This window comes from Microvirga alba (genome assembly GCF_015694465.1).
Taxonomy (GTDB): Bacteria; Pseudomonadota; Alphaproteobacteria; order Rhizobiales; family Beijerinckiaceae; genus Microvirga; species Microvirga alba.
The window spans coordinates 26,995-52,623 of record NZ_JADQDO010000008.1; the positions used below are offsets into that span (position 1 = coordinate 26,995).

A 25,629-nucleotide genomic window follows, 5' to 3' on the forward strand; every position below is an offset into this window, starting at 1 on the left:
GAGTGGTGAAGCGGCAGACCCCTACCGACCAAGGTGGCAGGAGTAAGTCCCTCTTATCCTCTTGAGTATTCCGCGTCAGCCGCCAAACTGGCCTCACACACAGACGCCGCTGCGTTATGCGGTGAAAAAAAGGGAGCTACGCCATGTCTTTCTCGTTTCGGCGCCGTCTGATCGGAGCGGCTGCGGCTTTTGGTCTAGCCGCCTCCAGCCTCCCCGCTCAGGCGCAGGATTTCATCAATATCCTGACCGGCGGCACGTCGGGCGTCTATTATCCGCTCGGCGTCGCCCTCTCTAAAGTCTTCACGGAAAAAATGCCGGGGAGCCGCCCCTCGGTCCAGGCTACGAAGGCTTCGGTCGAGAACCTCACCCTGCTGCAGCAGGGCAAGGGCGAGATCGGCTTTACCTTGGGGGACAGCCTTGCGCTCGGCTGGGCGGGAGACGAGGAGGCGGGCTTCAAGTCGAAGCTCGACAAGCTGCGCGGCGTCACCGCGATCTATCCCAATTACATCCAGATCGTGGCCTCCAAGGAATCCGGCATCAAGACGCTGGCGGACCTGAAGGGCAAGCGCCTCTCGGTGGGCGCGCCGAAATCCGGCACGGAGCTCAACGCGCGGGCGATCCTGCAGGGGGCGGGCCTGAGCTATAAGGATCTCGGCAAGGTCGAGTATCTGCCCTTCGGCGAATCGGTCGAGTTGATGAAGAACCGCCAGCTCGACGCGACGCTGCAATCGGCGGGTCTCGGGGTGTCCTCGATCCGGGACCTGGCGACCTCGGTTCCGATCGTGGTCGTGGAGATTCCCACCGAGGTCGTGGACAAGGTCGGCTCGCCCTACGTAAAGGTGTCGATCCCGGCCAATACCTACGACGGCCAGACCGCCGCCGTGCCGACCGCCGCCGTGGTGAACTACCTCGTCACCCATTCGGGCATGAAGGACGACGCCGTCTATCAGATGACCAAGGCGATCTATGAGAGCCTGCCGGACCTGATCGCGGCCCATGCGGCGGCGAAGGACATCAAGCTCGAGAACGCGCTCTCCGGAATGCCGGTGCCGATGCATCCCGGCGCCCAGCGTTATTTCGATGAGAAGGGCGTGAAGAAACAAGGTTCCTAAACCTATCGGCCTATTTCACAATCGAGCCGGAGCAGGTGAACTGCTCCGGCTTTTTTGATGGCGAACCGACAATAAAAACAGGGAGGCAGCGCGCCATGAGCCAGGGTGTGAACGCATCAGAAGTCACGCAGATGGAAGCCCCGTCGGAAGCGGTGAATCCCGAGCATGGCTTGCCGGAGAATTTCGGTCACGGCCTCCTCGGCCGTCTGCTGTTCTGGATCGCCGTCAGCTTCTCGACCTTCCAGATCGTCACCGCCTTCGGCATCCCGCTCGACCGACCGATCCTTGCGGGCGTGACACTGCTTCATACCGTCGGCGCGGCCTTCGTCATGTGGGCTGCATGGCTCGCGGCTTTACGGATCAAGGGCGAAAGTGTCGCCAACGGTGCCTTGGCGCTTCTTTGCCTCGGCGTGACCTATGCCCTCATTCTCAAGTTTCCCGGCAGCCTTCCAAGTCAGGTCGTCCGAACACTTCATGTGGGCTTCCTGAGCCTCGTGGCCGGCGCCATGCTGGCCAACCACAAGGCGCGCACTCCCGCGGCGCGGGCCCTCGGCTGGCTCATCGGCCTGATCGGCTTCCTCATCGGGCTCTATCACTGGGGATTTTACAACGACCTCGTGAGCCGTGCCGGCGAAGTGACGCAGACAGATCTCGTCGTCGGCATCACCGCCATCGCTGTGCTGTTCTACCTTGTCTGGAGAGTCATGGGGCCTGCGCTGCCGATCGTCGCGGGGTTTTTCCTGGCTTACTGCCTGTTCGGGAACTATCTCCCCGCACCCTTCGACCACCGGGGCTATTCGCTGGAGCAGGTCATCGAGCACATGGCCTTCGGAACGGAAGGGCTCTACTCCACGCCCACCCTGGTTTCGGCGACCTATATCTTTCTCTTCATCCTGTTCGGCGCGTTCCTCGAGCGCGCGGGTATGATCCAGCTCTTCACCGATGTGGCCATGGGCCTGTTCGGCGGGGCCAAGGGCGGTCCGGCGAAGGTGGCGGTGTTCTCCTCCGCGTTGATGGGCACGATCTCCGGTTCCGGCGTCGCCAACGTCGTCTCCACGGGGCAGTTCACCATCCCACTGATGAAACGCTTCGGGTACAAGGCCGAGTTCGCGGGCGGCGTCGAGGCCACCGCTTCCATGGGCGGTCAGATCATGCCGCCGGTCATGGGCGCAGTCGCCTTCATCATGGCCGAGACCATCGACATGCCTTACGTCGAGATCGTCAAAGCCGCGATCATTCCCGCTCTTCTCTACTATGCCTCGGCCTTCCTGGCGGTGCATCTGGAGGCGGGCAAGGCCGGTCTCACCGGCTTGCGGAGGGCGGAATTGCCGAGCGCGGCGCGGGCGCTGAAGGAAAAATGGCACCTCATCCTCCCGCTTGCGGTCCTCGTCTATCTCCTGTTTGCCGGATACACGCCGCTCTTTGCGGGTTCCATCGGCCTCGCGCTGACGGTGGTTCTCATCCTGGCGGGGGCGCTCGCTCTCGGCCTCGTCAATGAAACCGTGCGTATTGTTTTCTGGGTCGGCCTGGGCCTCATCGCCGCCGCCTTCCTGTGGCTTGGCGTCGCGCTCGTTCTGGCGTTGGTCGCGGCTCTGGTCCTGCTCAGCCTCTTCGTGCGCGGCGGGCGCGAGACGCTTGACGCCTGCCGCGATGCGCTCGCCGACGGCGCGCGTCAGGCGCTTCCGGTCGGATTGGCCTGTGCGGTCGTCGGCATCGTCATCGGCACCATGACGCTGACTGGGATCGGCACGATCTTCGGCAATTGGGTCGTCTCCATCGGCAAGGATTCACTGATCCTGTCGCTGGTCCTGACCATGCTCGTCAGCCTCGTGCTCGGCATGGGTATTCCGACGATCCCGAATTACATCATCACCTCGTCGCTCGCCGCGCCCGCGCTGCTGTCGCTCAAGGTGCCACTCGTCATTTCGCACATGTTCGTCTTCTATTTCGGCATCATGGCGGACCTCACGCCGCCCGTGGCGCTCGCGGCCTTCGCTGCCGCGCCCATCGCCAAGGCGTCCGGTTTCAAGATCGGCTTCCAGGCCATGCGGATCGCCCTGCCGGGCTTCGTTATCCCCTATATGGCGGTCTACGATCCCGCGTTGATGCTCCAGCCGGTCGCGGGCCTCGCGGGGTGGGGGTATTGGGTCGCCGTCGCCTACATCGTGTTCAAGACGGTCCTCGCCATCGTGCTCTGGGGCGCGGCGTCGGTCGGCTACCTCAACGCGAAAATGCCCTGGTGGGAACGCATCGGGGCCGCCATCGCGGCGGCATTCCTGGTGCTGGCGGCCCCCGTCACCGACGAAGTAGGGTTCGTCCTCGCGGCGGCGCTCATCGGCTTCCACCTCTGGCGGACGCGCCGCGTCGCAGCCGTCGCTCTCGGGCGATGATCTGCCTCGTCGCAGGCTCCACGATCGCGCCCCTGCTCGCGGGTGCGATCACGTTGGCCTGGACACATTCGGTTGAAAAGATCGTCTGGGAAGAGGATTGGCGCTCGGGGCCGGCTGGGCTCGAACTCGTCGAGGCGCGGGTGCGTGGCTCAGGCGCTGGCATGGAGCCGCAGCCTGAGGCGCGGTTCGTGAATGGGATTTGGAAATGGCATCCGACGCTCGCGCCCCAGCGCGAGGTGATCCTGCGGCGATCGGGCGCGACGGCGGATTGGCGGATCTGCATCTCGGCCCAATGCCGCCCGATGGAGGCTTATGTGCCGGCCGCGGCCGACCCGGTCGTGATGAAGGTGTGTGACGGTTTTTAATCGCGCATGATCTGTTGGGAAAACCGGATTCCGCTTTTCCTGATCATGCTTTAGGCGATCGGCTCCACCATCGTGCAACGGCGCCACAGCGCGAGGAGCGCATAGGCGGCGAGCAGGCTGAAAAGCCCCATCAGGACATAGCCGACGACGTGGCCGAGTTCGAACAGGCCGGCAATGGCCCATCCTCCAGCGATCGCGACGCCGAACACTTCCGTGCCGATCAACACCATGATGCTCAGGATGGTGATCAGGTTGCGCCAGTTGGTGCGGTTTTGCTTGGCCACGGTCGCGTACTCCAGATTTTTGGGTGCATGATCTTTTCGAAAAAGCCGGACGCCGCTTTTTTCGGATCATGCTCTGAACGATGGGACTACCCTAAACGACCCCTCCGGTGCAAGGTTTGCGCACCTTCCCACTTTTGTCGCGTCATGTCCGAAACACCTGTCTTCGCCACCGCTGCCGTTGCGGCTCCCCATATTCTCGCTGCCAAGACCGGCCAGATGATTCTGGCGGCCGGGGGCAATGCGGTGGAGGCCATGGTTGCCATGGCGGCGACGATCGGCGTCGTCTATCCGCATATGAACGGGCTGGGGGGCGATGGGTTCTGGCTGGTGCGGGAGCCGAGAGGCCGCATCCACGCGCTCGATGCCTCGGGGCCGGCGGGGACGCTTGCGACCATCAAGCGCTACCGGGACAAGGGCTACGACGTCATTCCGCCGCGCGGGCCGGATGCGGCGCTCACCGTCGCCGGGGCGGTGGCAGGCTGGGCGTTGGCGCTCGAGCTCGCCAGGGCGCTCGGCGGGCAGATGCCCCTCGATCTCCTGCTTGGCGACGCCATCCGGTTCGCCCGCGAGGGCTATCCGGTCGCGATAACTGAGGGGCGAAACGCGCTGCTGGAGGCGCAAGATCTCTTTGCCGCGCCTGGCTTTGCGGCGGCCTTCTTGCAGGAGGGTAAGCTTCCATCCGCCGGTGCCGAGCGGCGCAGCCTCAAGCTTGCCGATGCCCTCGGACAATTGGCCCATGTGGGGCTCGCCGATTTCTACCGCGGCGATGTGGGGCGCGAGATCGCAGCCGATCTGGAGCGCATGGAGAGCCCGATCCTGCGGCGCGACCTGGAAACCTACCGCGCCCGTGTGGTCGAGCCTTTGAGCCTGCGGCTGAAGCACTCCACAATCCATCATCTTCCTCCGCCGAGCCAGGGACTCGCCTCGCTGCTGATCTCGGGGATGCTCGAGCGCCTCGGGTTCCGGCATGGGGAAACGCCAGAACATCACCATGGGCTGATCGAGGCCTCCAAGCGGGCTTTCGCCATCCGCGACAGCGTGGTGACAGACCCCCGCGAGATGAGCCAGGACCTCGCGGCCTTCCTCACCCGCGACGCTCTGGAGCGGGAGGCCGCGCATATCGATACGCGCCGCGCCGCCGTCTCATCGGCGTCCTCGGCGGAGGGCGGTTCGGTGTGGATGGGGTGCATCGACAAGGACGGTTTGGCGGTTTCCTACGCCCAATCCGCGTGCTGGGCCTTCGGCTCCGGCTGCGTGCTGCCATCGACCGGGATTCACTGGCACAATCGCGGAATGTCTTTCTCCCTCGATCCGGCGAGCCGAAATCCGCTGGAGCCGGGACGAAAGCCATTTCATACCCTCAATCCGGGGCTCGCCGTGTTCGACGATGGCCGTGTGCTGTCATACGGCACCATGGGCGGCGAGGGACAGCCGCAGATCCTCGCCCAGATCTTCACGCGTTACGCGGATTTCGGCATGAGCCTTGCCGACGCGGTCGATGCACCACGCTGGCTCTTCGGCAGGAACTGGGGCGCGTCCGCGCCAACTCTGAAGCTGGAAGACCGGTTCGACCCGAGCCTCGTTCGCGACCTGTCGCGTCTCGGCCATCCGGTCGAGGAGTTGGGCAGGCCCTATGCCGATGCCCTCGGGCATGCGGGCATGGTGGTGAAGCACCCCCGCAACAGGCGGGTCGAGGCGACCCACGATCCGCGCGCCGATGGCGGTGCGCTCGGGCTTTAGTCGGATTTAGCTGACCGTTCCTGCAACCCACAAACCGAAGAGCAGGCTGAGGCCCAGCACCAGCACGAAGGCCGCAGCCAGAAGCTCGATCCCCGCGATGGCGACCGCTCCCGACGCGCCGCGTCCTCCGGCGACCTTCAGCGCCAGCGCTTTGGCGAAGACGGCGAGCGATGCAATGGCGCCCGTGGTCAGGGCGGTGCCCAAAGCCATGGCGAAGGTTGCGGCGATTCCGGCAGCAAAGAGCCCCTGTGACAGGGCGAAGACCAGGACCACGAGTGCTCCGGCGCAAGGCCTGATTCCGGCGGCGAGCGCGACCCCTGCCATGTCGCGCCAACGGGTCAGGCGGCGCAGTTCCTCCGGCGGAGGCATATGCACATGGTCGCAATCGTCCACCTGCGCGGCCGCCAGCGGATTGCGGGCGAGTGTCAGGACGCCCAGCACCTTGCCCGCCTTGCGCCAGGTCATGACGACGCCCAGAAGCGCCACGACGGCGAAGCTCATCAGCTCCACTCCGGTCGTAACCCGGTTCATGGTGGCGGCGGTCGCCTTGAAGAGAAGTGCGACGAGGCCGACGATCAGGATCGCGACGAGCGCCTGAACGAAAGCTGCGGCCAAGCTGAGGGAGAATCCCTTCACGAGCGCCCGCTCGTCAGCCACGACATAGGCCGCGATCACGCCCTTGCCGTGGCCCGGGCCTGCTGCGTGAAAGATTCCATAGGCAAAGCCGATAGCAAGAAGCGGCCAGACCGCGCCGCCCTGATCCTTCAACGCGGTAACGGCCTGCTGCAGGCTTTTGTAGAATCCGCTCTGGACGGCAAGGATATACGCCCCGAGATCACCCGAGGGGGCAGCCTCCCGCAGGCCCATCCCGAAGGGGTTTCGCGACGGAGGCGTCTGCCCCGGGGCGAGCCACCAGACGAGGAGGCTGACCGCGCCTGCGACGAGCGCCACGGCCGTGAGCACGAGGACAAGCCGCTGCCAGATTGGAGCCTTTGTGGGAGTGTCCAAACCGATCGGTTGCGCACTCACGGACATGCGATGATGGCCTTGTTGGCAAATTGCATGCCGAAATTCGAGGCGGCGGTCAGGGTCTGGAAGAAGGCTTCCGACATGTTCTGTTGCGGGGTTGCCTCGGGATTTTTGGGCCGGGAGATATTGGTTGCGCAGCCCTGCGGGGCGTTGGCGAGCTTTACCGCGTCATTGCCATCGGCGAGGGTGAAGCCGACGAAGAAAGTCGGATCGTAGATTTCGAGCGACAGGGTCTTCGCCGACGCCATGGCCTTCAGGGGCAGGAAATAGGTCAGGGTGACCGCCTCGTCCGCATAGTTCATGCGGTAGTCGCGGGGCGCGTCGAAATCCTGCTTCTTTCCATTCGCCTTGAGCACGGTGAAATAGTCGAATTCAACGAGGGATTCCGTGTTTTCCTTGGCCAGATCCTGCAATTCCTCGGGCGTCAGCTTGCCGTCGCCGTTCTTGTCGAGGCCCTGAGTGACATAGGCGGAATAGGGTTTGTCGAAGGTCCAGGCATGGCGAATGCCGGTCACCTTGCCGTCCGGGCCGTAAACCACTTCGGCCTTCGCGATCACCCAAACGTGAGGATGCGCGATGGCCGGCTCGGCGAGTCCCGCCAGAACACCCGCGCCGAGCATGGCGGGCAGGATTTTGAGACCAAGGCGATGTATCATGCGTTTGTCTTGGCAATAGCGACGCTGTCGCGGACCGATGGGTCTTCCACTATGACGCATTATAGTTAAAGGAGGCGAAACGGTGGCGCTCTTGATTGACGTTCCAAAGTACATATGTCAGCATTGCTGACTTAATAGCAAAATGAAAAAGATCGGTTCACCGGCGAGAGCATGATCAGGACAAGTGGCATTCGGGTGCCCGTCTGGATCGTGCGGTATCAGGGAATCTGGAATTTGATCCTGTTTCATAGGCACAGGATCGAAATCTAGAGGGCGAGGGCTCCAGGGAGGACACGGGCAATGGCCGAAGGTCATGTAGCGCTCCGTAACGTACTGCTCGACGACAAATACGATCTCGCCAAGGACCGGATTTTCATCACCGGCACCCAGGCCGTCATCCGCATGCTGATGATGCAGCGCGAGCGCGACCGGCTGGCCGGATTGAACACGGCGGGCTTCGTGTCCGGCTATCGCGGCTCCCCCCTCGGCGGCCTGGATCAGAACCTCTGGCGGGCCAAGAAATGGCTCGAAAAATCGCAAGTAACCTTCCAGCCCGGACTGAATGAAGAGCTCGCCGCAACGGCGGTGTGGGGCTCGCAGCAGGCCGAGATTCGCGGCGACGGCAAATATGACGGCGTCTTCGGCATGTGGTACGGCAAGGGCCCGGGCGTTGACCGCTCCGGCGATGTCTTCCGCCATGCCAACATGGCCGGCTCCTCCCAATATGGCGGTGTGCTCGCCCTGATGGGCGATGACCACACGGCGGAATCTTCCACTGTCGCGCATCAATCCGAGTTTCATTTCGTCGACGTGATGATGCCGATCCTGAACCCGGCGGGCGTTCAGGAGATTCTCGATTACGGCCTCTACGGCTATGCCATGAGCCGGTTCTCCGGCACCTGGGTCGCCTTCAAATGCGTGAAGGAGAACATCGAGTCGACGGCTTCCGTCGACGGTTCGCTCGACCGCGTGAAGATCATCATGCCGGATGACTTCATCATGCCGCCCGGCGGCCTGAACATCCGCGCGCGCGATGGCGTGCTCGATCAGGAAGCCCGCCTCCAGGATTATAAGCGCGATGCGATGATCGCGTTCGTGCGCGCCAACAACCTCAACCGCATCGTCCTTTCCGGCGGCCGCAATCCGAAGATCGGCGTGATCACCGTTGGCAAGTCCTATCTCGACGTGCGCCAGGCATTGGACGAGCTCGGTCTCGATGAGGTCAAGGCGAACGACATGGGGCTTCGCCTCTACAAGGTCGCGTGCCCCTGGCCGCTCTCGCAGCGCGAGCTTCTCGCCTTCGCCGAAGGCCTCGACAAGATCATCGTCGTCGAGGAAAAGCGCTCGCTCATCGAAGTGCAGCTGCGTGAGGAACTGTACGGCACGGCGAACCAGCCGCTCTGCATCGGCAAGAAAGACGAGAGCGGCAATTGGCTCTTCCCGGTGAAGGGCGCGCTCGACCCGAACGACATCGCGATCGTCATCGGCGAACGCCTGCTCAACTATCACAACAACGAGGACCTGCGCGGCCGCGTCGGCCGCCTGCGCCATGCGCAGGAGGTTCTCGCCGCGACGAGTGATGTCGCCAACCGCGTGCCGCATTTCTGCTCCGGCTGCCCGCACAACACCTCGACGAAAGTGCCGGACGGCATGCGCGCCTATGCGGGCATCGGCTGTCACTACATGGTGCAGTGGATGGACCGTTCGACCGACGGCTTCACGCAGATGGGCGGGGAGGGTGCGAACTGGATCGGTGAAGCGCCATTCTCGACGCGCGGCCACGTGTTCCAGAACCTCGGCGACGGCACCTACAACCATTCCGGCGTGCTCGCCTTGCGCTGGGCGGTCGATACCAAGACCAACATCACCTACAAGATCCTCTTCAACGACGCGGTCGCCATGACCGGCGGCCAGCCGCATGAGGGTGGGCTGAAAGTCGATATGATTGCCCGTCAGGTGCGGGAAGAAGGCGTCGAGCGCATCGCGTTGGTTTCCGACGAGCCGGACAAATATCCGAAATCGACACGCTGGCCCTCCGGCATCACGTTCCATCACCGGGACGATCTCGAGGCCGTACAACGCGAGCTCGCCGCGATCCCCGGCGTGACGGTGATGATCTATGATCAAACCTGCGCCGCCGAGAAGCGCCGCCGCCGCAAGCGCGGCACGTTCCCCGAGCCGGACAAGCGCGTCATCATCAACGATCTCGTCTGTGAGGCCTGCGGCGATTGCTCCGTGCAGTCGAACTGCGTCGCGGTGCAGCCGCTCGAGACCGAATTCGGCCGCAAGCGCCAGATCGACCAGTCGAACTGCAACAAGGACTTTTCCTGTGTGAAGGGCTTCTGCCCGTCCTTCGTGTCGGTGCATGGGGCCAAGATCAAGAAGGCCGTCCCCGAGACGGCATCGACCGACGGAATGGTCTTCAAGCCGCTACCGGATCCCGTGATCCCGGCCATCGACCGCACGTTCAATGTCATCGTGACGGGCGTCGGCGGCACAGGCGTCGTGACCATCGGCGCGATCCTCGGCATGGCGGCGCATCTCGAAGGCAAGGGCCTCGGCATGATCGACATGGCCGGCCTCGCCCAGAAAGGCGGCGCGGTCTACAGCCACGTACGTCTCGCCAACACGCAGGACGACATCCACGCGATCCGTGTCACGGCGGGCGCGGCGCATCTCGTGCTGGGCTGCGATCTCGTGGTGACCGGCACCAAGAAGGTGCTGGCCTCGGTGAAGGAAGGACAGACCGCGCTTGTGGTGAACACCGCCGAGGTGATGCCCGGCGAATTCACCCGCAACGCGGATTTCTCGCTGCCGACGGAGCGCCTGAAACGCGCCATCAAGACGGCGGCGGGCGAGGACGGCGTCGCGTTCGTCGACGCGACGGCGATTGCGACCGCGCTTCTCGGCAATGCGATCGCCGCCAACATGTTCACGCTCGGCTACGCCTATCAGACCGGCCATGTGCCGCTGAGGGCGGCGGCCATCGAGAAGGCGATCGAACTCAACGGCGAAGCGGTGAAAATGAACCTCGCCGCCTTTACCTGGGGCCGCCGCGCGGCGGCGGAACCCGAAGTGATCGCGACCTTCATGCGCGACCTGAAATCCTCGACCGAGGAACTGAAGATCTCTGACAGCCTCGATGAAGTGATCGCGCGACGCGTCGGTTTCCTCGAAGGCTATCAGAACAAGGCCTACGGCAAGCGCTACCGCACTCTCGTCGAGCGCGTGCGTCAGGCTGAGACGAAGGTCGCGCCGTCCTCGACGGCGTTGACGGATGCGGTCGCGCGCTCGCTCTTCAAGCTCATGGCCTACAAGGACGAGTACGAGGTCGCCCGCCTCTACACGGACGGCCATTTCGAGCGCCAGGTCGCCGCGACTTTCGAAGGCGAAAACCTGCGCTACGAGTTCCACCTCGCGCCGCCGCTTCTTGCCCGCAAGGATCCGGTGACGGGCTTGCCCCGCAAGATGAGCTTCGGCCCCTGGATGATGAAGGCATTCAAGGTCCTGGCGGCCCTGAAGGGCTTGCGCGGCACGCCGCTCGATGCCTTCGGCTATACGCATGAACGCAAGACCGAGCGTCAGTTGATCCGCGATTACGTGGTCCTCATCGAGGAGATCGTGAACCACTTGACCCCGGCCAACCACGCAACGGCTGTGGGCCTTGCCAACGTCCCGCAAAAAATCCGCGGCTTCGGGCATATCAAGGAACGGAACCTCAAGACCGCGAAGGCGGAAGAGGCGCAATTGCTCACCCGCTTCCGCGCGCCGGAGCAACCGCTGCCGATCGCGGCGGAGTGAACATCCTTTGTCCCGGCCATTCGAGATCGCCGGGACGCTTCTCTCCACAGCCTCATCCTGAGGAGGCCGTCAGGCCGTCTCGAAGGACGAGGCGTCTCCAGTGATTTCGGGATCATCCTTCGAGACGGCGCTTTCGCGCCTCCTCAGGACGAGGTCGTGGTTCAAGCCAGCCGCCAATCCACCGGCATCAGGCCCCTGGCGGCGAGCCATTCATTGGCGCGGCTGAACGGCCGGGTTCCTCTGAAATCCCGCAGGCGATTGAGCGGCGAGGGGTGACCGGTTTCGATCACCAGATGTTTCGTCTGGTCGACCTGTGCGGCATGTTTCCGCGCTGAGCCACCCCATAGGAGGAATACGACGGCAGGCTGTCGCTCCGAGACGGCGGAAACCGCCTGATCGACGAGCGCCGACCAGCCGAGTTTCAGATGCGCCCCGGCTTTGCCGGCTTCGACGGTGAGCGCCGTGTTGAGCAGCAGCACGCCCTGCTTCGCCCACTTTGTGAGGTCACCGGATTTCGGCATCGGCTCGCCAAGATCCTCCGCCATCTCGGCGAGGATCGTGCGCAGCGAGGCAGGTAGGCGGCGCGAGCCGCGATAGGAAAACGCGAGACCATGGGCGTCGCCCGGCGTCGGATAAGGGTCCTGGCCGAGAATGACGACTTTGACCTTGTCGAGCGGCGTGAGAGCGAGGCTGTTGAACACCGCCTCGGGCGGCGGCAGTACATGGGCTCCCGTTGCGGTCACTGCATCGACACGCGCCGCAACGAGATCCGCGCTGCCATCGGTGAAGAAGGGCAGCGCGGTCCATGCATCTGGTCCCGTTTGGCGCGCGCGGAAATCCGCGAGCGCCTTAGCGAACGGGCCGCTCATCGAATGACGATGCGGCCTTCGACCTTCGCGTCCACCGTGCCGAGCTTGCGGACGTAAGACATCACCTCGTTCGCCATCAGCTTGCCGTCGGTGAGGCCGACCAGCACCTTGCCTTTGGTGAAGGAGACGTAGCCGTCGCCGCCCGTCAGCATGAAGTTGTTGGTGGCGACCTTGTAGCGCTTCGCGAGGTCGAGCGGCTGCCCGTTTGCCTGGATGTTGCTGACGCGCGATCCCACCGGGGCCTTTGAGTCGACCTCGAACTTCAGGCCCGAGACCTGGGGGAAGCGGCCGCCGCGGATATCGATTTGCGACACGCCGTTTTCCAACGCGGCCTTGACGTCGGCGCCGGTCACCTCGACGAGCGACGTGGTGTTGCCGAACGGCATTTCGGAAAGGATGTCGCGGCGGGTCAGTTTGACGCCTGCCGGATATTCCTTGTTGGCGCGGATGCCGCCGCCATTGGTGATGGCGATGTCGCCCGCCGTGGAATCCTTGATCGCATCGGCGACCAGATTGCCGAAGGCGGCTTCCTGGGAACGGACGGTGCTGGAGCGGGTGTCGAGCGCGTTCGTCGACGTGCCGATCTCGACGTCCAGTTCTTTCGACAGGGCGGCTTCATAACGTGAAACGACCGCGAGAACTTCCGGATCGGGATCGAAGGCGGAGGTATCGTTCACGCGGAAGCTCGGGCTCCAGGTGACCTTGCGGTTGCTGCCCTCGCCGGCGACCGTCGCGATGATATCGACCGCCGTGACATATTCAGCGTCCTCGCCGGACTCGACCATCACCGTCTTGCCGTCATAGGTGATGGCGAGATCGTGGTCGTGGCCGGTCAGCAGAACATCGGCAAGACGCGAGCGTACGATGGCGTTGTCCACGTCCCGGTCGGTATGGGCGACCGCCACGATCATGTCCGCGCCCTGCTTGCGCAGATCAGCCGCCTGGCTCTTCAGCACATCGAGCTCGGGCAGGAACTTGAGATCGCCCGGCGAAGAGATGCGCGCCGTTTCCGCCAGCGCCAGGCCGACGACGCCGACCTTGACCGGGCCAAGATCGAAGATCGCCGAATCCTTCATCTTCGGAACCGGCGAGCCGTCCGCCTGGCGGATGTTCGCGCCGAAGAAGGGGAAGTTCGCCTCGCCCATGCGCTTCAGATAGATGTCCTTGCCGAAGTCGAACTCGTGGTTGCCGGGCACGAAGACATCCGGCTTCACCATGTTGGTGAGCTCGATGATATGCGCGCCCTGGTCGAAGCCCGACATCAGAGACGGAGAGAAGGTGTCGCCCGCGTGGCAAAACAGCACTGGGACGCCACGCGCCCGCTCGGCCTTCACGATCGCGGCGAGCTTGGCGAATCCTCCACGACCTTTTGTGTCTGACATCTTGTAGATGTCATTGACCAGCAAGAGTGTGAACGTGACCTTGGGGGCGGCTGCCTGCGCCTCGTTACGGCCGCCCAGCATGGTGGCGGACAGACCCGCGCCAAGGCCAAGACCCAAGGATTGACGACGTGAAATTTGAACCATGATTGCTTCCCGCTGAAGGCTGAAGTTAGGATTCTTGTGCAGGCCCAGAATGATCAGTTCCTTCCGGCCGAGCAAGCCCCATCCCGCAACTTAGATGCAGGGGTTAATGACAGGCAGATGACGATAGGGCATCATTCCAACCGGATTGGATTTCGGGCGGTTGAACCCATTCCGGCCACGATTTCCAGGTCTGTTCCGGGTCGAGGGATTGCACGCCTTGAATGGAATGGGGCGCGTCGATTCAACCAGGGGGCGTCGTCCGGCGATTTTGCAAAGGCCACCTTACCTTGCGTTTCATTCCTCTATAGGCTCGGGCACCCGCGAACCGCACCGCCAACCAAGACCCGCCATTGATCGATTGAACCGAACTTGTCGAATTCCGAATTAAGAGGCTCCACATACGCGATGCAGAAGGTCTCGCGGAGGCGGCGAGACCGGTCGCGCGCGCGCGGGCGCATCGCCCTGCTCATGGGCCTGATCGGAATGGCGGTCATCTTCATCACGTTCGGCTATGTCGCTTGGGAGCAGCGCGACCGCCTGGTTCGGCAGATCCGGGCCGATACCAAGAGCAATGTCTTTTTCCTGTCCGACCATGCTGCAAGGCTTTTCGAGGTCACGGACCTGACATTGAAGCAGGCAGCCGCCCTCATCGCGGATGAAAGCTGGTACACGATCGAGCCCTCGCGGTCCCATTGGGAACAGCTTCGGGCGATCAAGGTGGCATTGCCCTATATCGAAGACATCTGGCTCAACGATGCGACCGGACGATTGCGGATGACGTCGGTGTCTTTTCCGGCGCCGAGTTCGAACGTGGCGAATCGGGATGCCTTCAAGGCTCAAGTCGAAGGCGACAGCGGTCTTTTCGTGGGCGAGCCGATCATCGGACGCGTGACGAACGAGCCGACATTCCTGGTCAGCCGGCGCCTTCAATATCCAGACGGCTCTTTTCGCGGCATCACCTCGGTGTCGGTGGCCTTGTCCTATTTCGATCTCTATTGGCAAAGGCTTCATTTGCCCAGAGGCAGCCGGGTCACTCTGCTCCGTGCCGATTCAAAGGTTGTGGCGCAATACCCGCCGCCCGCCGACGGGCTGTCATTCGTGCTGACCAACAAGGACGCTTTCGACCGGGCCCTGGTGGCGAACCCGCATCTGGGGACCTATTCGTATGTCACCCTGGGGGAAATGAGGATTGGTTCTTACCATCAGGTCGGAGAGCTTCCCCTCTACATTCTGGTCAGCATGCCGGCCGACGCCTACTGGAACCCCTGGATCGCTCAGGTGAGGCTTTACGGAACCTTCGCGCTGATCGCCCTTCTGTCGTTTTTGGCCCTCGCGATTCTGGCCTGGCAACATTTTCGTGAACAAGCGGCGAATGCCGCATTGCTGACGAAGCAGGTTGCCCGGCGTACGAGCGAGTTGCAGAAAGAGACGGCCGCGCTCGAGGTGTTGAACCGAACCGGCACCGCGCTGGCGGGCGAACTCGAGGTCGACCGTATCGTCCAGAGCGTCGTCGATGCGGGTGTGCATCTTGCGGGCGCGCAGGTCGGAGCTTTCTTCTACAGCGGCGACGCTGAGGAGGCTGACGGCTATCGTCTTTTCGCGTGGCCGGGTGCATCCCATGATGATTTCGCGGGGTTCCCGCCAGGGCGTAGCAGCAAGGCCTTTGTGCCGACCTTGGCGGATGGAGAAACCATCCGCTCGGATGATCTCACCCGCGATCCTCGTTACGATTATAATGCCCCCTATGGCCGCATGCCTCCGGGACCCGCGCCGGTGCGGAGCTATATGGCAGTGCCCGTCATCTCGCGAACCGGGGAGAGCCATGGCGCACTTCTGTTCGGCCACCGGCGGCGGGGCATCTTTACCGAACGCGCCGAGCGCCTCGTGAAAGGTCTCGCGGCGCAGGCGGCGATCGCCCTCGACAACGGCCATCTCTATCAGGCCGCGCAGCATGAGATCGCGGAGCGCGCGCAGGCCCAATCTCAGCAGACGCTCCTGATCCGCGAACTCCATCACCGGGTGAAGAACACCCTCGCGACGGTGCAGGCCGTGGTGGGCGCGACCGCCCGCACGGCCTCGAGTATCGACGAGTTTTACGAAGCGTTCGTCGGGCGCATCATCTCGCTCGCCAACACGCATTCTCTGTTGACGGAGGCGGTGTGGCAGACCGCACCACTCCGCGAGATCCTGGAGAAAGAACTCAGCCCCTACAATGATGGCACCGGCGAGCGAATCGTTCTGGAAGGCCCTGCTGTCGAACTGCCGTCCGAGGCGGCCGTACCCATCGGCATGTCCATTCACGAACTGACAACGAACGCCGCCAAATACGGCGCCCTGTCCGTGAGCGGGGGGCGCGTCTTCGTCAAATGGACCACCGAGCCGAACGCTGACGGAATTCATTTGAAGCTGACATGGCTGGAGCGTGGCGGGCCGACTGTCGAACTTCCGAAAAAACAGGGCTTCGGCTCGCGTCTGCTGCACCGGGTGCTTGCCACCCAATTGAGTGCGAAGGTGGAGATGAGCTTCGAGAGCGAGGGATTGCACGCCTCGATCGAAGCCGTGCTCAAGGAGGCCGCGTTCATCCGGCCCTCCGCCTGAGGTGGGATTTTCCGTCGCGAAAGGCGGAATGGCGGAAACTTATCCTTTGACGTGACACGCGATCACGTTGGCTCCGACGCTTGAAACCCCTATTTAGAACCGCATCAAACAGCGCGGCCAAAACCCAGGCTCGCCAAGGGGCTATTCGATGGACGACACAGTCAAGCTCGCCAGTCTTCGCCAGGGCGCCTGTCCGGTGGATCATCCGCCGGCGAGGACCGGCCGGGTCGGCGTGCTGCTTCTCAATCTCGGCACGCCGGAAGGCACCGACTACTGGTCCATGCGCCGCTATCTGAAGGAGTTTCTCTCCGACCGGCGGGTCATCGAAACCCCGCGCCTGCTGTGGTGGCCGATTCTCAATCTCATCATCCTGACGACGCGCCCCGGCCGCAAAGGGCGCGATTACGCGACCATCTGGAACAAGGAGCGTGATGAGGGGCCGCTGAAGACCATCACCCGCGCCCAGGCCGAGGATCTGGCGATCCACCTGAAGGGTGTCGCGGGCGACAAGATCACGGTCGATTGGGCCATGCGCTACGGCAAGCCGGAAATCCGCCAGCGGATCCAGGCGTTGCTCGATCAGGGCTGCGACCGCATTCTCATGGTACCGCTCTATCCGCAATATTCGGCGGCGACCTCGGCTACCGTTTGCGACCATGCTTTCCGGGCGCTCATGGACATGCGCTGGCAGCCGACACTGCGCGTCGCGCCGCCCTATCACGACGATCCGGTCTATATCGACGCGGTGGTCTCTTCCATGAAACGGGACCTGGCGAAGCTGCCCTTCGAACCGGAGGTCATCCTCGTCTCGTTTCACGGCGTGCCGAAGGAATACCTGCTGAAGGGCGATCCCTATCACTGCCATTGCCTGAAGACCTGGCGCCTGATGCGCGAGGCCTTTGGTTGGCCGGCCGACAAGTTCCGCCTGAGTTTCCAATCGCGCTTCGGGCCCGACGAATGGCTCCAACCCTATACGGACAAAACCGTGCAGGCGCTTGCGGAAAGCGGCGTCAAGCGCATGGCCATCGTCGCTCCCGGTTTCTCCGCCGATTGCCTCGAGACGCTGGAGGAGCTCGACGTCGAGAACCGCGAGATCTTCATGCATCACGGTGGCGAGCAATTCGCCTATCTGCCCTGCCTTAACGACAGCGAGGATGGCATGCGGGTGATCCGCCACATCGCAGAGCGAGAGCTTCAGGGCTGGCTGTAAGAGGTCGGACCTAGGCGACAGGAAAGCTTTCGGATAAAGCTTGAGGCTCGCGCAACGATCGGTTGTCGGGAGGTCCCATGCCGATTCCGTTTGGCTTCAATGTTTTCGTGATCGCCTTTGTCGTGGTCGTCGTCGTAACGATTGCCATGGGCGTGAGAACCGTGCCGCAGGGCTATGCCTATACGGTCGAGCGGTTCGGGCGCTATGCGCGCACGCTCGGCCCCGGCCTCGGCCTGATCCTTCCCTATGTCGAGCAGGTCGGGAAGAAAGTGAACGTCATGGAGCAGGTGCTCGAGGTTCCAAGCCAGGAGGCGTTCACCCGCGACAATGCGGCCGTCACCATCGATGCGGTCGCCTTCTTCCAGGTGCTCGACGCCGCCCGGGCTTCTTATGAGGTCTCGAACCTGCATCAGGCCCTTCTGGTCCTGACCATGACCAATATCCGCACCGTCGTCGGATCCATGGACCTCGACCAGTTGCTGTCGCACCGCGACGAGATCAACGAACGTCTGCTGCGGGTGCTTGATGCAGCGGCCTCGCCGTGGGGCGCGAAGGTGACCCGGGTCGAGATCAAGGACATTCTCCCGCCTGTCGATCTTGCCGGTGCGATGGCACGCCAGATGAAGGCCGAGCGCGAAAAGCGCGCCACGGTGCTCGAAGCCGAAGGCCAGCGCCAATCCGAAATCCTCAAGGCCGAGGGCCAGAAGCAGGCCCAGATCCTCGCGGCCGAGGGCCGGAAGGAAGCGGCCTTCCGCGATGCGGAGGCGCGCGAGCGTCAGGCGGAGGCCGAGGCCAGGGCGACCTCCATGGTCAGCGACGCGATTACGGGCGGCAACCTGGCGGCGGCGAACTTCCTCGTTGCCGAGAAATACGTCGATGCGCTCCGTTCCATCGCCACCGCGCCGAACCAGAAGCTCGTCATCGTCCCCATCGAGGCCGCAGGGCTCGCCGGGACCTTGGGCGGCATCGCCGAATTGACCCGCTCGGTGTTCGGCGACGGCGGTACAAAGGGGACGCGCAGCGTGCCGAGCGTCACCGGCGGATCGGATCGTTCATGATCGGCACGATCATCAGCCTCGGGCCCTGGGCCTGGATCATTCTGGGCCTCGCGCTGGCCGGCTTGGAGCTGCTCGCGCCGGGCGTCTTCTTCATCTGGCTCGGGCTGGCGGCGATAGCGACCGGCTTGCTGGATGCTGGCCTGAACCTCTCCTGGCAGGCGTCGGCAATCGTCTTCGCGGTGCTTTCCATTGCGGCCGTCATTCTCGGGCGCACGGCCACGCGCGCGAAGGCGCAGCCGGATACGCAGTCCAATTTCCTCAACCGGCGCGGAGAAACCCTTATCGGGCGCGTCTTCACCCTGGAAACGGCGATCCAGGATGGGGAAGGGCGGGTCAGGGTCGATGACAGCTCATGGCGCGTGACCGGGCCGGATCGCATGGCGGGGACGAAAGTCCGCGTCGTGCGTGTCGAAGGCGCGACCCTCGTGGTGGAAGAGGCTTAGAGCTTGATCATGTCTCTTTGAAACCTGATCACGCTCTCGATGCCTCATTGCCGCATGATCCTGGCGAACAACCGGCTTCAACGTGATCTGATCATGCTCTAGGCCGCGCCCGCGCGCAAAAGATCGAGATAATGCACCAGGCCGACAGGGCGCTGGTTCTCGACCACGATCAACGCCGTAATCTTCGAGGTCTCCTGAATCTCCAGCGCTGTCGCCAAAAGATCGTCGGGCGCGATGGTGCGCGGCGTGCGGGTCATGATGGCCGAGACGGGCAGGGTGCCGAGATCGGGCTTGAGGTTACGCCGAAGATCGCCGTCCGTGACGATCCCCGCAAGCGTCCCATCTTCCTTCACGACGATGACCGAGCCGAAGCCCTTCTTGCCGATTTCCTCGATGGCCTCGTTCATCTGCGCGTTGATGCCGATGATCGGCAGGCGCTCGTTCTTGTGCATCACGTCGCGCACGAGCTTCAGCCGCGCCCCGAGTTTGCCGCCCGGGTGGAAGACGCGGAAATGTTCGGCCGTGAAGCCACGCTTTTCCAGCAGCGCGATGGCGAGGGCGTCGCCGAGCGCCAATTGCATGGTGGTGGAGGTTGTCGGCGCGAGCCCGTTCGGGCAAGCCTCCTGCGCCTTCGGCAGGGTGAGGCAAAAATCGGCCGCGTGGCCGAGGGTCGAGGCTGCGTTCGAGGTCAGAGCGATCAGCGGCACCCGAAAGCGGCGGGCATAGCCGACGATGTCGGCAAGCTCCGCGGTCTCGCCCGACCAGGACAGGGCGATGATGACATCATCGGGCTGCACCATGCCGAGGTCGCCATGGCTCGCTTCGGCCGGGTGGACATAATGCGCGGGCGTGCCCGTCGAGGCGAAGGTCGCGACCATCTTACGGGCGACATGGCCGGACTTGCCCATGCCGGTGATGATGACCCGGCCGGGGGCCGAGGCGATCTTTTCCACCGCTGCGGTGAAAACGGAGCCGAGGCCATTGCCGATGGCGTCCATCAGAATGGTCAGCCCATCTCGCTCGGTGGAGAGCGTCCGCAGTGCCGAGGCGACGGCTTGGTCGAGCAACTGATCTTTCGGTTGTACGCGTGTCATAGCCGCCCCCTGGAGTATTCGGTCCGCCGCAAAACGATGCGAGCCCCGGTTCATTGAAACCGGGATCTCGTCTAACATGGCGCAGCAACGGTGCGGAACCCTTCCGCCCCTGGCTATTTTTGGCGCAGCAGCGCTTCCAGTTCCTGCCGGAAAGCGGCGCTCAGGTCCTCGCGCTCCAGGGCATAGGCCACATTGGCCATGAGGAAGCCGATCTTCGAGCCGGTATCGTAGGTTTTGCCTTCGTACTTCATGCCGAAGAACTTCTGGTCCTTCATCAGCCGGATCAGGGAATCGGTGAGCTGGATCTCATTGCCCGCGCCACGCTCCTGGTTGGAGAGCAGGTCGAAAACCTCCGGTTGAAGGATGTAGCGGCCGGAAATGATGTAATTCGACGGGGCGGTGCCCTTCGGCGGCTTCTCCACCATGCCGGTGATCTCGAAGGTCTTGCCGAATTCCTGGCCGACCGAGACGATGCCGTATTGGTGCGTCTGATCCTCTGGCACTTCCTCGACGGCGATGATATTCCCACCGTGCTGGTCGTAGGCCGAGATCATCTGCTCCATGGAGCCACGGCTCAGCATGTCGGGAAGGATCACGGCGAACGGCTCGTCGCCCACCAGTTCCCGGGCGCACCACACCGCGTGGCCGAGGCCGAGGGGCTCCTGCTGGCGGGTGAAGCTGGTCTGGCCCGGCTGCGGCTGGTCCTGCGCCAGGGCTTCGAGCTCCTTCACCTTGTTGCGGCTCTCGAGCGTACGGTTCAGCTCGTAGGAAATGTCGAAATGATCCTCGATCACGGCCTTGTTGCGGCCGGTGACGAAGATGAAATGCTCGATTCCGGCGGCGCGCGCCTCGTCCACCACGTGTTGCACCACCGGACGGTCGACCACGCACAGCATTTCCTTGGGAACGGCCTTGGTGGCCGGCAGGAATCGGGTTCCGAGACCGGCGACAGGGAGGACTGCTTTGCGGATACGCTTCATTGAAGGGGCCATGATGAGCAAAGAAGAAGAAGGGGAGGGGAAAAGGGAGAGAGAATAACGAAACTGTCAAGGCTCGATCTGTCATCGGACGATGAGGAATCCGCCTTGTCGCGTCGCATGAGGGCCAAGCTTAGGCGTTGGACCTGAATTGAAGCTGAAGCGTTTTGGTTAAGATGTTACATAAGCTGTTACAGAGGGCTGGTTTTTGGAGGACGGATATGACGGTTCTGGTCACAGGCGGCGCAGGCTATATCGGCAGCCACATGGTGCTTGAGCTGATCGATGCCGGTGAGCAGGTGATCGTTCTGGACGACCTCTCCACCGGGTTTCGCTGGTCGGTTCCCCCGGCGGCTACTCTGGTGATCGGCGATGCGGGCGATCAGGCCCTCGTTTCCCGCCTCATCGATGAACACGGAATCGACAGCATCCTGCATTTCGCCGCCAAGATCGTCGTGCCGGAATCGGTCGCGGATCCGTTGGCCTATTACCTCAACAACGTCGTCAAATCCCGCGCGCTCATCGAAACCGCCGTTGCGAAGGGGATCAAGAGTTTCATCTTTTCCTCCACGGCGACGGTTTACGGCAATGCCGGGGCGAGCCTGCTGAGCGAAGACCTCCCGGTTGCTCCGATCAATCCTTATGGCCGCACCAAGGTGATGACCGAATGGATGCTGGAGGACACCTGCAAGGCGCACGGACTGCGCTATGCGGTCCTGCGCTATTTCAACGTGGCCGGTGCGGATCCGAAAGGGCGCTCGGGCCAATCGACCCCACGGGCGACCCATCTGATCAAGGTGGCTGCTCAGGTCGCTTTGGGGCGGCAACTTTATTTCGAAGTCCTGGGCACGGATTACGACACGCCGGACGGCACTTGCGTGCGCGATTACGTGCAGGTCAACGACCTTGCCCACGCCCATCTCGTGGCGTTGCGGCATCTGCGCGAGGGTGGAGAGAGCATCGTCCTGAATTGCGGCTATGGCCACGGCGCCTCGGTGCTTGACGTCATCAAGGTCGTGAAGGAGGTCTCGGGAGTCGATTTCGAGGTTCGCATCAGCCCGCGCCGAGGTGGCGACCCGGCGCGCCTCGTCGCCAAGGTGGACCGCATTCGTGGGCTCGGCTGGCAGCCGAAATACGACAATCTGGCGGACATCGTCGCTCAGGCCCTGCGCTGGGAACGGTTCCTGGCGGATCGGAAAGCCGCATAGGTCCCCATCTATCAACCGCCCGTTAACCTCCTTAATGTCGTGATTGCAGGACCGAAACACTGTCCTGTCCGAGAGCGACCCTTATGCATCAGCCGCTTCGATCGGCGCGCCGTTCCGTCGGCGGAGCCCTCATTCTTGGTCTGTGCTTTTCGCTGAGCCTCGCCGAGGCCGCTTTCGCGCCCGCGCGTGCGCAGGAGGCATCGCAGGCCGGGTTTCAACGCTTCGTGCAGGGCCTGTGGCCGGCGGCCAAGGCGCGGGGCGTCTCGCGGGCGACCTTCGACGAGGCGTTTCGCGGGGTCGAGCCTGACCCCAAGATCATCGCTCTCACCAACAAACAATCGGAATTCGTTCGGCCGATCTGGGAGTACATCAACGGCTCCGTCTCGGCTCAGCGCCTGGAACGCGGCCGCGACATGGCCGCCCAATGGTCGAAGACGCTCGACGCAATCGAGCGGACCTATGGCGTTCCCCGCTCCATCGTGCTCGGCGTCTGGGGCATGGAGACCAATTTCGGCAGCTTCACCGGCTCCATCTATGTGGTCCGGGCGCTGGCGACCCTGGCCTATACCCGCTACCGGGGCGATTTCTTCAAAGAGGAGCTTTTGATCGCGCTCCAGATCCTGGAGGACGACCATATCGACCGGGCCAAGATGCTCGGATCCTGGGCCGGCGCCATGGGCCAGACCCAGTTCATGCCCTCGAGTTTCATGAAATACGCCGTCGATGGTAACCGGGACGGGGTGCGCGACATCTGGGGTTCGGTGCCTGACGCGCTCGCCTCAACTGCCAATTACCTGCGCGAGCAGGGCTGGGAATCGGGATTGCCCTGGGGTTTCGAGGTGCAGCTGCCGAAAGGCTTCGATTTCCGCAATCTGCGGCAGGGCTTCGCAAGCTGGTCCGCGCTCGGCCTGCGCCGCGTGGACGGCAAGGCGATACCGCGCTCAGGGGAGGCGACCCTCTTCCTGCCCGGCGGCGCGAAAGGGCCGGCCTTCCTGGTCACCGAGAATTACAACGTCATCAAGACCTACAATTCCTCTGACGCCTACGCGATGGGCGTTGCGTATCTCGGCGACCGGGTGATGGGCGGATCGCCGATCCAGGGCGCATGGCCGAAAGACGAGCCGTTGCTCGACAAGGATCAGCGGCAGGAAGTGCAGAAGCGGCTGGCGGGATTAGGACTCTATGAGGGCGACGCCGATGGCAAGCTTGGCTCGAAGACGCGCGAGGCGGTGCGGAACTTCCAGCTCAAGCGCGGATTGATCCCGGACGGCTACGCTGATCTCGCGACCTTGCGTGAATTGCGCGCGGCCCGCTGACGGAGCTCCGGTCTAGCGCTATAAAAAGGCGGGTCCGGAAGAACTGGAACCGCCCATGGGTTTGACGCCATTCCTTCGGCTGGTTGCGATGACCCTTCTGCTTGTGGTGGGAGGCAGCGCCTCGACGCATGCTCAGTTTGACTATCCCTCCTCGCCATATGGCTATCCGGCGCCCGCTTATCCGCCGGCTCCCGGGTATCGTGATCAGCGAGCCTACCCGCCCGGCTATTATCCCGGAAAGCTGGTGCAACCAGCGCAACCGCAACAGGGCTTCAGCCTGCGACGTCTTTTCGGCATTCCAGATGATTTGCCGCCCGTGCAGCAGCCCATGGCACGGCCACGAAGAGTCGTTCCTCCGCCTGTCGCCACAGCTCGGCAGGAGCGACCCAAGATCAATGCGACGACGCATGTGGTGGTGTTTGGCGATGTGCTCGCCGACTTTGCGAGCCAGGGCCTGGACGATCTGTTCGCCGACGCCATCGACGTCGCCGTGGTCCGCAAGACGCGGGGCGACAGCGGCCTGGTTAGACACGATGCAGCCGACTGGTCGAAGTTCATCAAGGACGCGCTCGACGCGGACCGGAAAACCACCGTCGCCGTCGTCATGCTGGGCGCGACGGATCGGCAGGCCCTGAAGGACGGCGAGAACAGCGTGGAGCCGTTCACCGAGCGCTGGAAGGAGCTTTACCGCGACCGCGTCGATGCGCTTTTGCGGACCTTCCAGGACCGCAAGATCCCGGTGGTCTGGATCGGCTTGCCGCCCATGAAGAACAACAAGCTGACGGATGATATTCTCGCGATGAACGAGATCTATCGCGAGAGCGTTCAGCGGCTCGGCGGAACTTACGTCGATATCTGGCCCGGCTTCGTCGACGAGGACAACCGGTATGTAATGACAGGACCCGACGTCGACGGCGAGCTCGCCAAGCTTCGGGCGAACGACGGTGTGCAGTTCACCAACGCCGGCGCGCGCAAGATCGCTCATTTCGCCAACGCCGACATCAAGCGCATCCTCGAGACGGCGCAGCCCGGCTCAGCGGACTCCATCGATGCGGCGCTGCCCGCTCCACCCGACACCGCCATGCCTCCGTCGCTTCCCGTAAAACCGGCGATTGGTCCTGTTCTTCCCCTGACCCGCCCCGATCCGGCCTCGGGCGGGAAGCTGATATCCGAGACTCCGAAGTTGAACGGCGATCAGGCCTATTCGGTGAGACGCGCTCTGAGGAACGGTGTCGCGCCTGTCTCGCGACCGGGGCGGGCGGACGATTTCCGGTGGCCGCCCTCCTAGGATGTGGCGCTCCTTGTGCCGAGGCGCACTTCGCATCCAATGGGTTGCATTATATCAACGAGCCCAGCTGTTTTTTCGGTTGGTGACGATCATGCCACTCTCAAAGTGCGTCGCGGGCTTGGGCCTCGTTCTAGGATTACTGCCGACGAGCGCATTCGCAGATTTCTGGACGGACAATGAATGCACTCTGGCCGAGCCTCAGCCGGTGTTCAAAAACGGCAAGTTCAGGCTCGATCGGGAAAAAGGCATCGCCTACGAATCCATCGCTCTCAACAAAAGCATCATGCTCCAGTTGGAGCAAACGGCGTGCGCGTCCGTGAGCCACACCTATACTTTCATGCTGAAAGAGCGGCCGACGAATACAAACATTGTCGGGTGGGAGTATGGAAAGGCTTTGGAGTTGCTCTCGTTACTCGAAGCGCGTTCGGATCCGAGACTCCGTTTCACTGCCGAGAAAAAGGCGCTGAGCAGCTACGCACAGTTGGTGCTTGAACCCAAGCAAGACGTGGACATCAACATTCGCAAGCCGCACGATCAGTTCTACGAACTCATCTCGATCGCCAGCCAGATTCATCAGGACACCACGAAAATCATCGTGAAAGTGTCGAGCGGGCCTTACTGAAGCATTCAAGATTGCCCGCCTCGGGTCGCATCCGAAGCGGGCG

The 25,629-nt window shown here is 63.1% G+C and carries 20 protein-coding genes; 13 read left to right on the forward strand and 7 right to left on the reverse strand.

What is annotated here, in order from left to right; translation table 11 throughout:
• Positions 1-143 precede the first annotated feature (143 nt).
• From I2H38_RS15270 to I2H38_RS15280, 3 genes are all read left to right on the forward strand, one after another.
• Positions 144-1,112, forward strand: a complete 969-nt coding sequence (locus tag I2H38_RS15270) for a TAXI family TRAP transporter solute-binding subunit (protein WP_196272731.1) — start codon at positions 144-146, stop codon at positions 1,110-1,112.
• A 95-nt stretch (positions 1,113-1,207) separates the two neighbouring features.
• The gene (locus I2H38_RS15275; protein ID WP_196272732.1) at positions 1,208-3,502 is read left to right on the forward strand and encodes a TRAP transporter permease; all 2,295 of its coding nucleotides are present in this window, start codon (positions 1,208-1,210) and stop codon (positions 3,500-3,502) included.
• A complete protein-coding gene (locus I2H38_RS15280; RefSeq protein WP_196272733.1) occupies positions 3,499-3,867 on the forward strand; it encodes a DUF1850 domain-containing protein in 369 nt (122 codons plus the stop codon). The genes I2H38_RS15275 and I2H38_RS15280 overlap by 4 nt, the downstream gene beginning before the upstream one ends.
• A gap of 50 nt (positions 3,868-3,917) precedes the next feature.
• Here I2H38_RS15280 and I2H38_RS15285 read toward each other — a convergent pair whose 3' ends face one another.
• Positions 3,918-4,097, reverse strand: coding sequence for a hypothetical protein (locus tag I2H38_RS15285; RefSeq protein WP_196272890.1), 180 nt, complete (start codon positions 4,095-4,097; stop codon positions 3,918-3,920).
• 198 nt (positions 4,098-4,295) lie between these two features.
• Here I2H38_RS15285 and I2H38_RS15290 point away from each other — a divergent pair, with 198 nt between their 5' ends.
• Positions 4,296-5,891, forward strand: coding sequence for a gamma-glutamyltransferase family protein (locus I2H38_RS15290; protein WP_196272734.1), 1,596 nt, complete (start codon positions 4,296-4,298; stop codon positions 5,889-5,891).
• A gap of 6 nt (positions 5,892-5,897) precedes the next feature.
• Here the strand turns inward: I2H38_RS15290 and I2H38_RS15295 are convergent, their stop codons facing one another.
• Both I2H38_RS15295 and I2H38_RS15300 read right to left on the reverse strand, forming a co-directional pair.
• A complete protein-coding gene (locus I2H38_RS15295; protein ID WP_196272735.1) occupies positions 5,898-6,926 on the reverse strand; it encodes a nickel/cobalt transporter in 1,029 nt (342 codons plus the stop codon).
• Positions 6,917-7,576, reverse strand: a complete 660-nt coding sequence (locus I2H38_RS15300) for a DUF1007 family protein (protein WP_196272736.1) — start codon at positions 7,574-7,576, stop codon at positions 6,917-6,919. Before I2H38_RS15300 ends, I2H38_RS15295 begins: the two co-directional genes overlap by 10 nt.
• Before the next feature lie 300 nt (positions 7,577-7,876).
• On the opposite strand from I2H38_RS15300, the gene I2H38_RS15305 reads away from it, so the two are divergent.
• Positions 7,877-11,377, forward strand: coding sequence for an indolepyruvate ferredoxin oxidoreductase family protein (locus I2H38_RS15305; RefSeq protein WP_196272737.1), 3,501 nt, complete (start codon positions 7,877-7,879; stop codon positions 11,375-11,377).
• Positions 11,378-11,538: 161 nt separating this feature from the next.
• Here the strand turns inward: I2H38_RS15305 and ung are convergent, their stop codons facing one another.
• Both ung and I2H38_RS15315 read right to left on the reverse strand, forming a co-directional pair.
• On the reverse strand, positions 11,539-12,246 hold the full coding sequence (gene ung, locus I2H38_RS15310) for a uracil-DNA glycosylase (protein ID WP_196272738.1): 708 nt from the start codon (positions 12,244-12,246) through the stop codon (positions 11,539-11,541).
• Positions 12,243-13,772 carry a bifunctional metallophosphatase/5'-nucleotidase gene (locus I2H38_RS15315; RefSeq protein WP_196272739.1) on the reverse strand — a complete coding sequence of 510 codons (1,530 nt, stop codon included), beginning with the start codon at positions 13,770-13,772 and terminating at the stop codon, positions 12,243-12,245. Before I2H38_RS15315 ends, ung begins: the two co-directional genes overlap by 4 nt.
• Positions 13,773-14,177: 405 nt before the next feature.
• Between I2H38_RS15315 and I2H38_RS21035 the strand changes: the two genes are divergently transcribed.
• The 4 genes from I2H38_RS21035 to I2H38_RS15335 all read left to right on the forward strand — a co-directional run bounded on the left by I2H38_RS21035 (position 14,178) and on the right by I2H38_RS15335 (position 19,081).
• Positions 14,178-16,370 carry an HWE histidine kinase domain-containing protein gene (locus I2H38_RS21035; protein ID WP_229426733.1) on the forward strand — a complete coding sequence of 731 codons (2,193 nt, stop codon included), beginning with the start codon at positions 14,178-14,180 and terminating at the stop codon, positions 16,368-16,370.
• Positions 16,371-16,518: 148 nt separating this feature from the next.
• Positions 16,519-17,580 (forward strand): ferrochelatase, encoded by a 1,062-nt coding sequence (gene hemH, locus I2H38_RS15325; RefSeq protein ID WP_196272740.1) that lies wholly within the window; start codon positions 16,519-16,521, stop codon positions 17,578-17,580.
• A gap of 77 nt (positions 17,581-17,657) precedes the next feature.
• Positions 17,658-18,638 carry an SPFH domain-containing protein gene (locus tag I2H38_RS15330; RefSeq protein ID WP_196272741.1) on the forward strand — a complete coding sequence of 327 codons (981 nt, stop codon included), beginning with the start codon at positions 17,658-17,660 and terminating at the stop codon, positions 18,636-18,638.
• Positions 18,635-19,081 (forward strand): NfeD family protein, encoded by a 447-nt coding sequence (locus I2H38_RS15335; RefSeq protein WP_196272742.1) that lies wholly within the window; start codon positions 18,635-18,637, stop codon positions 19,079-19,081. The genes I2H38_RS15330 and I2H38_RS15335 overlap by 4 nt, the downstream gene beginning before the upstream one ends.
• 98 nt (positions 19,082-19,179) lie before the next feature.
• Here the strand turns inward: I2H38_RS15335 and I2H38_RS15340 are convergent, their stop codons facing one another.
• Positions 19,180-20,175 (reverse strand): KpsF/GutQ family sugar-phosphate isomerase, encoded by a 996-nt coding sequence (locus I2H38_RS15340; protein ID WP_196272743.1) that lies wholly within the window; start codon positions 20,173-20,175, stop codon positions 19,180-19,182.
• Between the two features lie 113 nt (positions 20,176-20,288).
• On the reverse strand, positions 20,289-21,155 hold the full coding sequence (galU, locus tag I2H38_RS15345; protein ID WP_196272744.1) for a UTP--glucose-1-phosphate uridylyltransferase GalU: 867 nt from the start codon (positions 21,153-21,155) through the stop codon (positions 20,289-20,291).
• A 218-nt stretch (positions 21,156-21,373) separates the two neighbouring features.
• Between galU and galE the strand changes: the two genes are divergently transcribed.
• From galE to I2H38_RS15365, 4 genes are all read left to right on the forward strand, one after another.
• Entirely contained in the window at positions 21,374-22,360 is a 987-nt protein-coding gene (galE, locus tag I2H38_RS15350) for a UDP-glucose 4-epimerase GalE (protein WP_196272745.1), read from the forward strand.
• 83 nt (positions 22,361-22,443) lie between these two features.
• Positions 22,444-23,676: a lytic murein transglycosylase gene (locus I2H38_RS15355; RefSeq protein ID WP_196272746.1), complete on the forward strand. Its 1,233-nt coding sequence runs from the start codon at positions 22,444-22,446 to the stop codon at positions 23,674-23,676.
• Positions 23,677-23,731: 55 nt separating this feature from the next.
• Positions 23,732-24,964, forward strand: a complete 1,233-nt coding sequence (locus I2H38_RS15360) for an SGNH/GDSL hydrolase family protein (RefSeq protein WP_229426734.1) — start codon at positions 23,732-23,734, stop codon at positions 24,962-24,964.
• Positions 24,965-25,055: 91 nt separating this feature from the next.
• A complete protein-coding gene (locus I2H38_RS15365) occupies positions 25,056-25,586 on the forward strand; it encodes a hypothetical protein (RefSeq protein ID WP_196272747.1) in 531 nt (176 codons plus the stop codon).
• Positions 25,587-25,629: the final 43 nt, after the last annotated feature.